We start from the raw sequence: 12,888 nt of genomic DNA on the forward strand, positions 1-12,888 counted from the left end.
GCCCGCGCACCGGAGCGGTCAGTAGCCCCAGGGGGTGCCGGTCTCGCGGTACTCCTCGACCGGCACCAACGGCACCCCGGGCGCCATCCGGTCGACGTAGAGCCGCCCCTCCAGGTGGTCGATCTCGTGCGCGGCCAGGCGCGCCATCGCGTACTCGAAGGACGTGATGATCCGGCTGCCGTCCCACTGGGCGTGTTCCACGTCGATCCGCAGCGGTCGGGGCACCAGGCCGCGCTGGTCGAAGAAGGAGAGGCAGCCCTCGTACTGCTCGTCGGTGTCCGGGGCCGAGTCGACCATCCGGGGGTTGAGCAGGACGACCGGCTCGGCCGCCCGGCCGGCCGGGCGCACCACGGCGGCGGCCCAGCCGAGCCCGAGCTGCGGGGCCGCGATGCCGACCCCCTTGCTGAACGGGTGCAGCTCGTCGAGACGGGCCAGGGTGGCGCCGAGCCGGTCGACCACGTCCCGGGCGGTGCGTTCCTGGCGGGGCAGGTCGAACTGGCGGGCGGGCTGGCGGAGCAGGTCGTCGCCGCGCTGCACGATGCCGATGCCGCGCATCCGGTCGCTGGCCAGGACCCGCACGCCGGCCACCGGCCCGTCCGGCTCGGCGTCCGGGGGGTGGTTGCGGAAACGCCACTGCAGGCGGTAGCGGGCGTTGAGCGGCGGGTCGTCGGTGGACCAGTCGAAGAGCGACCGGCCGCCCTCGTCGTGCCGCTGGATCTGGGTCCGCAGCGGCCCCTCCGCCGAGGAGAGGGAGGTCTCCACCCCCCAGACCTGCGGGTCCAATTCCACCGGGAGGTCCAGCCGGACGGCCAGGTGCCGGGTGGGCAGGCGGACCGCCCGCTGGAACCAGGGCCCCCACTTCTCCCGTCCCACCTGGTACGCGTACTCGATGGTGACCCGGTCGCCGGGGTAGAGCGGGAAGCGGCCCACCGTGTTCTCGAAGAGCAGCCAGATCTCCTTGAACGCGTCCCGGTCGTGCTTGGCCCGCCAGTGCATCGGCTCGCGCTCGCCGCCGTCGTCCCGGTACGCCCGCAGTTGCAGCTCGGCGAACGTGAGCGGGTGTTCCCGGTGGTGCCGGTTGGAGCGGCCCGGGTCGTTGGGGTAGCGGTCGACGGCGACCCGGACCAGGTAGCGGGTGACCGGCTCGGTCCCGGCGTTGTACAGCTCCCGCCGGATGACGCAGCGGTAGCCGTCGCCGACGTGGGTGAGGGTGGCCAGCTCCCGCTCCACCACCAGGCCGGTGCCCGGGGGCAGCCACTGGCCAGGGAGGGGTGACTCCCGGTGTGCTCCGCCGGCGCGGGCGTGCCGCAGCTCGTCGTACTCCCGGAAGCGTTGCCAGATCGCGCCGCTGGCCTCCAGGACGGCCTCGGCCCGGCGGGCGAAGTCCTCGGTCGGGCGGTGCCGGCGGCCCTCGACGTGGCTGACGTAGGACGGGTCGAAGCCCATCAGGGTGGCGAGCTGTTTCTTGGACAGCCCTCGGTCGCTGCGGTGCCGGGCGAGTTCGGCAGCGAACGAGTCGGCTGCCCGTTCGATGGGTGAGGTCGTCATCGGCTTCCTCGTGACCGGGAGTACCAGTTTCACAATCAGTGGCCGAACGTGCACAGAAACTGGCCCGTATTCGACACTCACCTTGACAATTCAGCCACGTACGTCGATGCTTGCGCCGCCCCTCGACCAGCCCGGCGGCGTTTTCGCCCCCGCCGGTCGGGTAGTACGACGACACGCGCCGACCGGTCGGCGGAGTGACCGGGACCTCCTCATCCGCCCCTCGGCGCCGCTTCCCCCGACCCGGAACATGTGGTTAGGCTAGCCTTAGCTCAGATGGGCCTGCTCATACCGACCGGCGGGGCGACCAGACAGGGGACGGATCAGGTGACAGCGGTGCTGCCGACGCGGGACATCGCCACGCCGCTCGCCCCGGTGACCGCGACCCTGCACGCCATGTTCGGCACGGACGACCTGCCCGGGCTCGCGCCCGGCCTGCTGGTCACCTCCGACGAGGCACGCTGGACCCCGGCGACCCGGTTGGTCGACGGGACGCTGCTGCCCGAGTTCCTGCACGCCGCGACGGCCCGCTGGGGCGGCACCCCGCACGCCTGCGCCGCGCTGGCCTGGAAGTCCTACAGCTACTGGGTGGCGCTGCCGGCGGTGCTCGGCTGGGCCTCGGCCCGGCGGGTGCCGCTGCTCGACCCGGCCGACGTCCTGATCCACTTCGAGGACCACCGCCCGCTGCTCACCCTGGGCCTGCGCCGCTCGACCACGGTCGCGGTGCTGCCGGGCGACCCGCTGGCGCTGACCGGCGCGCCGGACGTCCGGGTGGTCGCCGACGAGGCCGAACTGCTCGGCGCGCTGCGCGCCTCGCTGCTCGACGCGCACCTCGCCCCGATGATCGCGGCCATCCAGGCCGAGGTCCGGATCGGCACGCGTACGCTGCTCGGCTCGGTCGCCTCCGGCATCGCGCACGGCATCCTGCGGGCCGCCGACACGCTGCCCGGGTCGTCGACCCGGAGCATCGAGACGCTGCTCGACGCGCTCGACCTGGCCGACCTGGTCGAGCTGGTGCCCGGACCGGCCGGCGAGCCGACCGTCCAGCGGCGCACCTGCTGCCTGGCCTTCACGCTGCCCCGACCGAAGATCTGCCAGGGCTGCTGCGTCCGACCCTCCTGATCCCGCTCCGCCGTCGGCACCGCCCGGCATCCGGGCTGGTGACGGCCCGGCGCTCAGTCGACCAGCGGGCGGACGTCCCAGAGCCACAGCCCGCCGGTCAGGACCGGATCGATCCCGGTCAGCTCGGTCATCCCCCGGCGCAACGCGTCCGCCTGCTTCTGCCGGGGATCGAGGACCACCGCCCCGGCCCGCCAGTACCGCAGGTCGTCCACGGCCGCCACCCGATCCTGCGGCGTGATCGGCGGCACCGCGTTGGTCCGCCGGATCATGGTGACGAAGGTGCTGGTGGGGCGGGGTGGGGCGGTGAAGAGGGCGACCCGGCCGGCCCCGGGCCGGGTGTCCGGCGCGAGGAAGTAGCCCCGGGCGAGGGGCATCTCCAGCCTGGTCTCGGCGGACCAGCGCAGCGGGTCGGCGTAGGTGGTGTCCGGCAGCGGGAGGGTGACGATGCTGTGCCCGCCGGCCACGTACGGGCGCCAGGCCCCCGAGCGGACGAACTCCGGCGTGGGGTCGAGGCGTACCGAGGGAAGCGGGGTCGGCAGGATCGGCAACAGCGCCATCGCCAGCACGGTGACGGTGACGGACCGGATCTGCGGGCGGGCGTCGGGATGCCGCCGGGCCAGCCGCCGCGCCCGGTCCGCGCCGAGCGCGAGCAGCACCCCGATTAGCGGGGTCAGCGCGAGCGACCAGCGGGTCGGCACGACCGAGTGCAGGATCGGCAGGTTCTCCAGCGGCGCCCACGGCCCGGGGACGCCGGTGTCCCGCCCGGCGAAGCGGATCTCCCGGCCCAGCGAAAAGAGGAATAGGAGCAGGCCGACCCCGGCCAGGCCGAGCACGACGGCGTTGCGTCGCAACCACCAGACCAGCGCGATCACCAGTACGACCAGCGGCCAGCCGAAGAAGGCGTTCTCCTCGGTCGGGTTCTTGGCCAGCCGGGCGGCGCTGCGGGCGTCGCCCGCGACCGACTCGCTCGACCAGGCCACATACGCGGCGAGGTCGGTGCGGTAGCCGCGGATCAGCCGGGACAGTCCCTGGTACGCCCCCGGCCCGAAGAACTGCACGTACAGCGGGTACGCGAGCAGTGCCGCGGCGACGGCGGCGGCCACGCCCAGCCCGGCGGCGAACGGTCGGATCCCCCGACGCAGCTCCGGCCGGCCGAACGCGAGCGCGCCGACGACCACGGCGAGGCCGATCGCGGTCATCAGCAGGATCTCCAGGTTGAGGAAGGCCTGCCAGACGATCAGCAGTCCGAGCAGCACGCCGTTGCGCAGCCAGCGTCCGGGTTCGGCCAGCCGCAGGGTCCGCCAGACGATCAACGGCACCACGAACTGGGAGACGATGTTGGGGTGGGCGTTGGCGTGCGACACCATCGCCGGCGCGAAGGCGCAGAAGCCGGCCCCGAGCCAGGCCGGGCCCCGGGCCCCGATCAGCACTCGGGAAAGGACGAAGTACCAGGCCACGCCGGTGGCGATCATTCCCGCGGTGAGAAAGACCAGGAAAGCCGTACGGGGGCCGAAGAGGACGGTGACGGGCGTCATTGGCAGTGAAATGGATAATACGGACGTATTGGCCATTAGATTGACGCCGTCCGGGACATTCATCCGGTCCGACGCGAATGGATAGGCAAAATCGGTCACCACTCGCGCACCATGCGCCATCATCCACTCGAACTGCGCCTGATCGGAGCGGTTGTCGCGCACCCCGTCGCCGGGATTCACCCAGAACCGGGCGGTCACCCAGAAGGCGAGCAGCACGAAGCTGAGCACGGCGGCGGCATCGGTCCACCGGCCCCGCCCGTCCCGTACGCCCCGGTCGGGCCCAGTCTCGGCGGTGCCGCCGCCCGATTCAGGAGTAGTCATAACAATTCGGAGCGTAGTCAGGGTATGGCACGGACGTGACATGTTTCTGGGTACTGGCGTACTATGTGCCGGGTTCGCCGACCGCCGATCACGTGCCCACCCCGACCGCATTTCGGCCACCCCCGGTGCCCCGATTCCCGCGCCATCCGTCCGGATGGTTGACTCTGTCGGTCCAGGCGCGGGTCAGTCATATCGTGAGGAATCGACGCATGGCAGAAATCACTGGGGATCAGCGCGTCCAGTCGGAGGTGCTCGAAGGCCTGGCGACGGCGGTCAACCACCGCAGGTGGTTCGTCGAGCTGGCGGTGCCCTACCTCGGTGACGACCCGATCGAGATCGGCAGCGGGTTGGGCGACTACGCCCTGGAGTGGTCCGAGCACCTGCCCCGGATCACCGCCACCGAGGCGGACCCGGACCGACTCGTCCAGCTCAAGGAGCGCCTCGCCGGGCACCCGAGCATCGAGGTCCGGCAGATGCTGCTGCCGCACTCGGAGCGCGGCGACTACAGCGCGGCCGTGTCGTACAACGTGCTGGAGCACATCGATGACCACGTGGGTGCGCTGCGCAGCATGCGCGAGCTGGTCCGCCCCGGCGGCGCCGTGGTGATCATCGTGCCGGCGTTCCAGTTCGCGATGAGTCCGGCGGACATCGCCACCGGCCACGTCCGGCGCTACACGAAGAAGACCCTCGCCGCGGCGATGACCGAGGCGGGGCTGACCGTGGAGAAGATCCACTACGCGAATGCGCTCGGCCTGATCGGCTACTTCATGGCCACGAAGGTCTTCCGGCTGATGCCGAAGGAGGGCCCCATGGTCAAGGTCTACGACACCCTGGTCCTCCCGGCGACGAAGGCCGCCGAGCGACGCCTCCGCCCCCCATTCGGCCAGTCCGTCTTCGCGGTGGCCCGCGTTCCCGCCTGAGGTGCGAGGAGGGGTCCCTACTTGACGCCAGGCGTCGACAGGGGCCCCTTCCTCACCCCTGGCTACTCCTTGATCTGGTACGTGGGGCGGATGACGGCGCGGGCGAGGGTGTGGAAGGCGAGGTTGAAGCCGACGAAGGCGGGGCTGGCGCCCTTGCCGACGTCGAGGCGCTCGACGTCGACGGCGTGCACCGCGAAGACGTAGCGGTGCGGGCGGTCGCCCGGCGGCGGGGCGGCGCCGCCGTAGCCGGTGTCGCCGTAGTCGTTGCGGATGCTGAACGCGCCGCCGAGGTCGCTCTCCTTCACCTCGGTGGGCAGCTCGGTCATCGAGGCGGGCACGTCGACCAGCACCCAGTGCCAGAAGCCGCTGCCGGTGGGGGCGTCCGGGTCGAAGCAGGTCACCACGAAGCTCTTGGTCTCGGCGGGAAAACCCGACCAGGCGAGCTGCGGGGAGACGTTCCCGCCACCGGCGCTGCCGTGCGCGTACCGCGCCTCCATCGGCTCGCCGTTGTGCACGTCGTCACTGGTCAGGGCGAACGCCGGCACCGTTGGCAGCAGCTCGTACGGGTCCGGGGCGATCGGTCGTTCCAGGGTCATCGGGACGGTCCTTCCGGTACGCGGATTCCTGTGCCTCTTCATACCCCGCCCACCCGCCGCACCGAACCCTAAGCGCGTCGTGTCCGGCCCCACGGCGTCAAACCAGGTGGCTATGGTCGCGTCCATCGAACCCACAGGTGATCGACACATGCACCCTCACCCCGCGGCCCCGCCGCGACGGCGCCGCCTGGATCCCTGGACCGCCGGAAACCTCGCGGTGCTCATGATCGGCGCGATCGCCGCCGCCCAGCCTTGGTGGCGCGAGGATCAGTTGGCCCGTGGAGGGCCGCCCCACCAACCGGTGGGGAGTCGCTCGCCCACACGGCGAGGATCCACAACACCCACCGCAAACCCGGTGAACGTTAGTGGACACCGCACTAGCCGCTTGCCGCGTTGTGCTTCGCAACCAGGCTCGGGAGTTCGTCCAGCGAATCGATGCGGAACAGGCACTGCTCAGACACGGCTGGCATGTCGAGGATGTAACCCCACGGACCGCGCCGGATCAGGCACGTCTTCATGCCGGCCTCCATGGCCGGGCGTACATCGTTGTCGGGCCGATCGCCGACGTACAGGATCGAAGACGCGTCGCCACCGCCTTCACGAATGACGTGCTCGAAAAAGGCCGGTGACGGCTTCGCCACGCCCCAACCGTGCGACGTGCCGATCACGTCCACGGAGAGGTCGAGAGCGCGGAGGATCGTCTCAGCATGAGCTGGCTGGTTGCCGGCCAAGCCCACGAACAGGCCCTGCTCCTTCAAGGAGGTCAGGCACGGTCGCGCGTCGGGGTAGAGATCCTCTTCGCCGAACGACTCCGGTTTGCCAGCGGCTGCTCGGCGTTCGAGCTCGGCCGCGAGATCGAAACCGGGCCGGAAGACCCGGAACGGTTCCTGCCAGTCCAGACCCCGGGCGATCACCGCACCGAAGACCGCCGAAAACGTATGCCGTGGAACGCCGAACCAGTCCGCCCAGGTCTCGAACTCGCGGGACTCGTCGAGAATCGTCCCGCCGATATCAAAAAAGATCGCGTCGATCACTTGCGTTCCCCCGTCACGGTCGCGCTGCCAGTGGATCATAGGCGGGATCGTCGGGACCCGGCTCATGATCATCACGGGGCGATTGGCGCCTAGTGCGGTGTCCACTAACCGGCATCTCGCCCCCTGACCGGCGTTCGCGCTGGTCAGGGGGCATTTTCGCTGTTCGGGGGCGGAGGGTGTGGGATTCGAACCCACGAAGGACATCGCTGCCCTTACCGGTTTTCAAGACCAGCGCCATCGGCCACTAGGCGAACCCTCCCGGGCCACGCCCCGAGGGGTACGCGACCGGTGCCTAGTCTGCCACGGACACCGCATCGGGCGAGCCGGCGTCCCACCCTCGCTGGCAGGATGGCCGGATGTCGGAGACCCCGGCGGTGGTGCTGGTCACCGGAATCATGGCGGCCGGGAAGTCCACAGTGGCCGAGCTGCTGGCCCGCCGGCTGCCCCGCTCGGTGCACCTGCGCGGTGACCTGTTCCGCCGGATGGTGGTCGGCGGCCGGGCGGAGATGACCGTTCAGCCGTCCGACGAGGCGTGGCGGCAGCTGCGGCTCCGCTACGACCTCGCCGCCACGGTGGCCGACCGCTACGCGGAGGCGGGCTTCACCGTCGTACTGCAGGACGTGGTGCTCGGGGTGGACCTGCCGGCCATGGTCGCGCGGATCCGGCACCGGCCGCTCGCGGTGGTGGTGCTCGCGCCGCGCCCCGAGGTGGTCGCGGCCCGCGAGCGGGACCGGCCGAAGAAGGGGTACGGCGACTGGCCGGTGGCCGACCTGGACGCCGAGTTCCGGTCCGACACCCCCCGGATCGGGCTCTGGCTGGACACCTCCGACCAGACGCCGGAGGAAACGGTGGCGGAGATCCTGGCCCGGGCGTGGACGGACGGCCGGATCGGGTAAGACTGGGCCATGCATGCGATCACGATCCCGGAAGCCGGCGGACCCGAGGCACTCGTCTGGGCCGAGGTGCCCGATCCGGAGCCCGGCCCGGGCGAGGTGATCGTCGACGTGCGGGCCAGCGCGGTGAACCGGGCGGACCTGCTGCAGCGGCAGGGGAGCTACCCGCCGCCGCCGGGCGCGCCCGCGTACCCCGGGTTGGAATGCTCCGGGGTGATCGGCGCGCTCGGTCCCGACGTGACCGGCTGGACGGTGGGCCAGGAGGTCTGCGCGTTGCTGGCCGGCGGCGGGTACGCCGAGCGGGTGGCCGTGCCGACCGGGCAGCTGCTGCCGGTGCCGGCCGGCGTCGACCTGGTCGACGCGGCGGCCCTGCCCGAGGTGGCCTGCACGGTCTGGTCGAACGTCGTCGCGCTGGCCCGGCTGGGGAAGGGCGAGACGCTGCTCGTGCACGGCGGCGGCAGCGGGATCGGCACCTTCGCCATCCAGCTCGGCGTGGCCCTCGGCGCGACGGTGGTGGTGACCGCGCGGGCGGCCAAGCACGAGCGGCTGCGCGCGCTGGGCGCGGCGCACACGATCGACTACCGCGAGCAGGACTTCGTCGAGGAGGTCCGCCGGGTGACCGACGGCCGGGGCGCGGACGTGATCCTCGACATCATCGGCGCCGCCTACCTGCCCCGGAACGTGGCGGCGCTGGCCACCGGCGGCCGGCTGGTGGTGATCGGAATGCAGGGTGGCCGCAAGGGTGAGCTGGACCTGGGCGCGCTGCTCGCCAAGCGGGGCTCGGTGGCGGCGACCGCGCTGCGCTCCCGCCCGCTGGCCGAGAAGGCGGAGATCGTCCAGGGGGTACGCGAGCAGGTGTGGCCGCTGGTCGAGTCCGGTGCGATCCGCCCGATCGTGGACCGCCGACTGCCGATGGCCGACGCGGCCGGGGCGCACCGCCTGGTGGAGACCAGCGATCACCTGGGCAAGGTGCTGCTCACGACCGGGTGACGGCCTCCGGGCGCGGCAGCACCAGCCGGGCGCCCGGCCCCTCCGCGGCCAGCGAGTCCTCCGGGTTGTAGAGGGTGCAGCGCTGCAGCGACAGGCAGCCGCAGCCGATGCAGCCGTCCAGGTCGTCGCGAAGCTTGCCGAGCAGCCGGATCTTCTCGTCCAGCCGGTCCCGCCAGGCCCGGGAGAGGGCGGCCCAGTCGTCCGGCGTCGGGGTACGCGACGACGGCAGCGAGTCCAGCGCCTCCCGGATCTCCTCCAGGGAGACACCGACCTGCTGGGAGATCCGGACGAAGGCCACCCGGCGCAGCTCGGTGCGGGCGTACCGGCGCTGGTTGCCGCCGGTGCGCTCGGCCCGGATCAGGCCGAGCCGCTCGTAGTAGCGCAACGCCGAGGGGGCCACCCCGCTGCGGGCGGAGAGCTGTCCGATGGTGAGTGATTCGTGCATCACACGGCCTTGAGTTGAAGTGAGCTTCAAGTCGGAGGCTAGCCGCATGACGATGACGACCGCCACCGACCCGGCCCCGCCGAGATCCGTCGGCACCCTCCTGGACCGGGTACGCGCCGGCCGCGAGTTCGGCGCGAACGTGTACTCGACGCTGGACGTGCTCCGGGTGCTCTACGACCGGGTGCTACGGATCACCCCGGAGACGGTCGACGACCCTGACCGGGACCGCTTCCTGCTGTCCAAGGGACACGCGGTCGCCGGCTACTACGCGCTGCTCGCCGCGAAGGGGTTCATCCCGGTGGAGTGGCTGGACGACCAGGGCGGCCCGGAGAGCCGCCTCGGCGACCACCCGGACCGGCTGCTGGTGCCAGGGGTGGAGATCGGTTCCGGGTCACTCGGGCACGGGCTCGGGCTCGGCGTGGGCACCGCCCTCGGCCTGCGGGCCCAGGGCCGGCTCACCCCCCGGGTGTACGTCCTGCTCGGCGACGCCGAGCTGGACGAGGGCTCCAACCACGAGGCGATCGCGTACGCCGGGGCGACCGGGTTGGCCGGCCTCACCGCGATCGTGCTGGACAACGGCTCGGCGAGCCACGGCTGGCCGGGGGGCGCCGCGAGTCGGTTCACCGTCAACGGTTGGACCGCCGCGACCGTCGACGGGCGGGACCACGAGGCCCTGCACACCGCCCTCACCGGGCATGACAACCACCGGCCGCACGTCGTCGTCGCGGTCGTCACGGACGGGGAGTGACCGTGCGGGAAGCATTCATCGACACCATGACGGAGCTGCTGGCGGAGGATCCGCGGACAGCGGTGGTGCTGGCGGAGATCTCCCCCGCGTCGTTCGCCCCGGCCGCCGGGCGGCACCCGGACCGGGTGCTCAACGTCGGGATCCGCGAGCAACTGCTGGTCGGCGTCGCGGGCGGGCTCGCGCTGACCGGGCTGCGGCCGGTGGCGCACAGCTACGCGCCGTTCCTCGTCGAGCGGGCGTACGAGCAGATCAAGCTGGACCTGGACCATCAGGGCGTCTCGGCGGTGCTGGTCAGCGTCGGCGCCTCGTACGACCGGGCGGCCGCCGGGCGCACCCACCTCGGGGCCGCCGACGTGGCGCTGCTCGACACCCTGAACGGCTGGACCGTGCACGTGCCGGGCCACCGGGACGAGGTACCCGCCCTGCTCCGCGCGACGGTGGCTGCGGACGGACCGGCGTACCTGCGGCTCTCGACGCAGAGCAACGGGCGGGCCTGGCGCAACGACGGCACGCTGCGGGTGGTCCGGGACGCCGGGCCGGGCGCGCCGCTGCTGGTGGCGGTCGGGCCGCTGCTGGATCCGGCGCTGGCGGCGGTCGCCGAGTTGCCGGTCACCGTGGCGTACACCCACCGGCCGCGGCCGTTCGACACCGCGGGCCTGCGGGCGCTGGCCGGCACCGAGGTGATCCTGGTCGAGCCCTACCTGGCCGGCACGTCCGCCCGGGTGCTCGGCGCCGCCCTGGCCGACCGGCCCCACCGGCTGCTCGCTCTCGGCGTGGGACGCGAGGAACTGCGCCGCTACGGCTCGGCCGAGGATCACACCCGCTGGCACGGCCTGGACGCCGCCGGCCTACGCCGGTCGGTCGACGCGTTCCTCTCCGCGGTCCCGGCACCGGCCTGACCACTCGCCCAGGCCCGGCGGCGGAACGGTCGCCGCGAGGAGCAGCCGGCGGCCGAGACGGGGACGGCGGTGGAAGCAGCGGGACCCCGTCGCCTCGGTCAAGCCGGGCGGCGGGGTCCTGCGGTGGTGCGTGCGGGCGAAGCCCCGAGGTCAGCGGGCGGCGGCCTTGACCGGGCGGCGGCGGGCCCGCTCCCGGGTCAGGATCCAGAGCGCCTCGACGCCGTCCTTCCAGGTGATCTTCTTGCCCTCCTCGCGGCCGCGGGCGCGGTAGCTGATCGGCACCTCGTAGGGGCGGATCCGCTGGCGCAGCAGCTTGCCGGTGACCTCGGCCTCCATGCCGAAGCCACGGGACTTGATCTGGAGCGAGCGGTAGAGCTCGACCGGCATCAGCTTGAAGCAGGTCTCCAGGTCACCGATGTAGGAGTTGTAGAGCACGTTGGCGGCCAGGGTGACGCCCTTGTTGCCCACCACGTACCAGAAGCTGTAGGAGCTGTGGCTGCCGAAGGTCCGATTGCCGTAGACGACGGTGGCCCGCCCGTCGAGGACCGGCTCCAGCAGACGCGGGATGTCCTGCGGGTCGTACTCGAGGTCGGCGTCGAGGATGACCATGTACTCACCATCGGCGTTGTCGACGGCGGTCTTGATGGCCGCGCCCTTGCCGGCGTTGCGCTGGTGGGTGATCACCCGCAGTCGGGCGTCGTCCACCCGGCCGAGGACCTCGGAGGTGCCGTCCCGGCTGCCGTCGTCGACGACGACGAGCTCGATCTCACACGGGTAGTCGACCGCCAATGCCTGCTTGAGGGCATCCGCGATTCGTTCTTCCTCGTTGTAGACCGGCATGAGAATCGAGAGCTTCACGGGAGTTCTCCACGGTGGGGACTGCGAATCGGCCTTAGCCTAGCCTGACTCCTCGTCGCGGCGTAGCCCGCACCTCCCGGGCGGGTGACGGGTGCCGGCCTCCCGGCCGCCCCGATCTGCCGGAAGAGTTCCCTTCGACAACCCTTGGCTGGGCACGCCGCGGCTGCGGCTCGCCACCTGCTCCAGCAGTACCCGTCAGCAGTGGTCCTTCGAGTCGCGGTCGTTCGCCAACCCGGTGGGCTACGGCCACGACGACTTCATCGGCTCGCGGGTCTACTGACCCGACTTCATCGGGTCCCGGGGCTTCCGACCCGACGACCGGGCCCCCTTCCGAAGCGAAGGGGCCCGGCCCGCCGTCAGTTCTGCTTGAACGGGACCACGATCAGACGGGCCACGCCGCTGTCCCCGTCCTTGGCGCCGGCCACGCCGAGCGGCGTGCCGACCTTGACGTCCGTCGACTGGATCGTGGTACGCCGCTCGACCACCCGCAGCTGGTCCCCGAAGGTCCAGGTCATGGTGAAGCCGTCGGTGGACCTGACCGTCATCGATTTCCCGTCGATCGCGGTCACCTGGCCGCGCTGCACGGCGACGGTCTTCGTACCGCCGTCCCTGGTCTGCACCACGACCTCGCCGTGCAGGGTGTTCTTGCGCAGCAGCACCCGGGCCCGGTGCCGCTTGCGCCACTCCTGGCCGCGGTCGCCGCGCTTGTCCTTCGGGCCGGCCGAGGTGGACGGCTCCGGCTCCACGGAGGACGACGGCGCGGGCGCCGCGACCGGGTCCACGTCCAGGTCGGCAGCGTCGAAGCCCATCGCGGTGAGCGCCTGACCGTCCGCGCCCATGGCGGCGGCGACCTCGACCGCCGTCTCCTTCGCCGAGCCCTGGGCCAGCTGGGCCGGGCCGCAGCCGGCGAGGCCGAGCGCGGTCGCCGCGAGCAGCGCGGTGACGCCGGTGACGATTCCCTGACGTGCCATCAGTGTTCCTC

At 72.0% G+C, this 12,888-nt stretch carries 14 protein-coding genes and 1 tRNA gene; 7 read left to right on the forward strand and 8 right to left on the reverse strand.

Annotated features, from left to right (window positions below; translation table 11 throughout):
- Window positions 1–18 precede the first annotated feature (18 nt).
- A complete protein-coding gene (locus SLP03_RS04105) occupies window positions 19–1,548 on the reverse strand; it encodes a peptide deformylase (protein ID WP_319459151.1) in 1,530 nt (509 codons plus the stop codon).
- 393 nt (window positions 1,549–1,941) lie between these two features.
- Between SLP03_RS04105 and SLP03_RS04110 the strand changes: the two genes are divergently transcribed.
- A complete protein-coding gene (locus tag SLP03_RS04110; RefSeq protein ID WP_413644365.1) occupies window positions 1,942–2,667 on the forward strand; it encodes an IucA/IucC family C-terminal-domain containing protein in 726 nt (241 codons plus the stop codon).
- A 53-nt stretch (window positions 2,668–2,720) separates the two neighbouring features.
- Here SLP03_RS04110 and SLP03_RS04115 read toward each other — a convergent pair whose 3' ends face one another.
- A complete protein-coding gene (locus SLP03_RS04115) occupies window positions 2,721–4,523 on the reverse strand; it encodes a hypothetical protein (RefSeq protein ID WP_319459152.1) in 1,803 nt (600 codons plus the stop codon).
- Between the two features lie 209 nt (window positions 4,524–4,732).
- Here SLP03_RS04115 and SLP03_RS04120 point away from each other — a divergent pair, with 209 nt between their 5' ends.
- A complete protein-coding gene (locus SLP03_RS04120; protein ID WP_319459153.1) occupies window positions 4,733–5,443 on the forward strand; it encodes a class I SAM-dependent methyltransferase in 711 nt (236 codons plus the stop codon).
- Window positions 5,444–5,505: 62 nt separating this feature from the next.
- Here SLP03_RS04120 and SLP03_RS04125 read toward each other — a convergent pair whose 3' ends face one another.
- The 3 genes from SLP03_RS04125 to SLP03_RS04135 form a co-directional block, all read right to left on the reverse strand.
- A complete protein-coding gene (locus tag SLP03_RS04125) occupies window positions 5,506–6,039 on the reverse strand; it encodes a YbhB/YbcL family Raf kinase inhibitor-like protein (protein ID WP_319459154.1) in 534 nt (177 codons plus the stop codon).
- 377 nt (window positions 6,040–6,416) lie between these two features.
- Window positions 6,417–7,073 (reverse strand): HAD family hydrolase, encoded by a 657-nt coding sequence (locus SLP03_RS04130; RefSeq protein WP_319459274.1) that lies wholly within the window; start codon window positions 7,071–7,073, stop codon window positions 6,417–6,419.
- Window positions 7,074–7,243: 170 nt separating this feature from the next.
- Window positions 7,244–7,332 (reverse strand) — tRNA-Ser (locus SLP03_RS04135).
- A gap of 97 nt (window positions 7,333–7,429) precedes the next feature.
- On the opposite strand from SLP03_RS04135, the gene SLP03_RS04140 reads away from it, so the two are divergent.
- Together SLP03_RS04140 and SLP03_RS04145 are read left to right on the forward strand one after the other, a co-directional pair.
- Window positions 7,430–7,969: an AAA family ATPase gene (locus SLP03_RS04140; RefSeq protein WP_319459155.1), complete on the forward strand. Its 540-nt coding sequence runs from the start codon at window positions 7,430–7,432 to the stop codon at window positions 7,967–7,969.
- A gap of 9 nt (window positions 7,970–7,978) precedes the next feature.
- A complete protein-coding gene (locus tag SLP03_RS04145; protein ID WP_319459156.1) occupies window positions 7,979–8,956 on the forward strand; it encodes an NAD(P)H-quinone oxidoreductase in 978 nt (325 codons plus the stop codon).
- Here the strand turns inward: SLP03_RS04145 and soxR are convergent.
- Window positions 8,943–9,401, reverse strand: a complete 459-nt coding sequence (gene soxR, locus SLP03_RS04150) for a redox-sensitive transcriptional activator SoxR (protein WP_319459157.1) — start codon at window positions 9,399–9,401, stop codon at window positions 8,943–8,945. The two genes, SLP03_RS04145 and soxR, sit on opposite strands and share 14 nt — an antisense overlap.
- Window positions 9,402–9,447: 46 nt before the next feature.
- Here soxR and SLP03_RS04155 point away from each other — a divergent pair, with 46 nt between their 5' ends.
- Both SLP03_RS04155 and SLP03_RS04160 read left to right on the forward strand, forming a co-directional pair.
- Window positions 9,448–10,149, forward strand: coding sequence for a transketolase (locus tag SLP03_RS04155; protein ID WP_319459158.1), 702 nt, complete (start codon window positions 9,448–9,450; stop codon window positions 10,147–10,149).
- A 2-nt stretch (window positions 10,150–10,151) separates the two neighbouring features.
- Window positions 10,152–11,048 carry a transketolase gene (locus SLP03_RS04160; RefSeq protein ID WP_319459159.1) on the forward strand — a complete coding sequence of 299 codons (897 nt, stop codon included), beginning with the start codon at window positions 10,152–10,154 and terminating at the stop codon, window positions 11,046–11,048.
- Window positions 11,049–11,198: 150 nt separating this feature from the next.
- Here the strand turns inward: SLP03_RS04160 and SLP03_RS04165 are convergent, their stop codons facing one another.
- Complete coding sequence (locus tag SLP03_RS04165; RefSeq protein WP_319459160.1) at window positions 11,199–11,906, reverse strand: glycosyltransferase family 2 protein; 708 nt, start codon at window positions 11,904–11,906, stop codon at window positions 11,199–11,201.
- Window positions 11,907–11,997: 91 nt separating this feature from the next.
- On the opposite strand from SLP03_RS04165, the gene SLP03_RS04170 reads away from it, so the two are divergent.
- A complete protein-coding gene (locus SLP03_RS04170) occupies window positions 11,998–12,186 on the forward strand; it encodes a hypothetical protein (RefSeq protein WP_319459161.1) in 189 nt (62 codons plus the stop codon).
- Between the two features lie 76 nt (window positions 12,187–12,262).
- Here the strand turns inward: SLP03_RS04170 and SLP03_RS04175 are convergent, their stop codons facing one another.
- On the reverse strand, window positions 12,263–12,877 hold the full coding sequence (locus SLP03_RS04175) for a hypothetical protein (protein ID WP_319459162.1): 615 nt from the start codon (window positions 12,875–12,877) through the stop codon (window positions 12,263–12,265).
- Window positions 12,878–12,888: the final 11 nt, after the last annotated feature.

It is taken from the genome of Micromonospora sp. RTP1Z1 (assembly GCF_033804685.1).
GTDB lineage: Bacteria > Actinomycetota > Actinomycetes > Mycobacteriales > Micromonosporaceae > Micromonospora.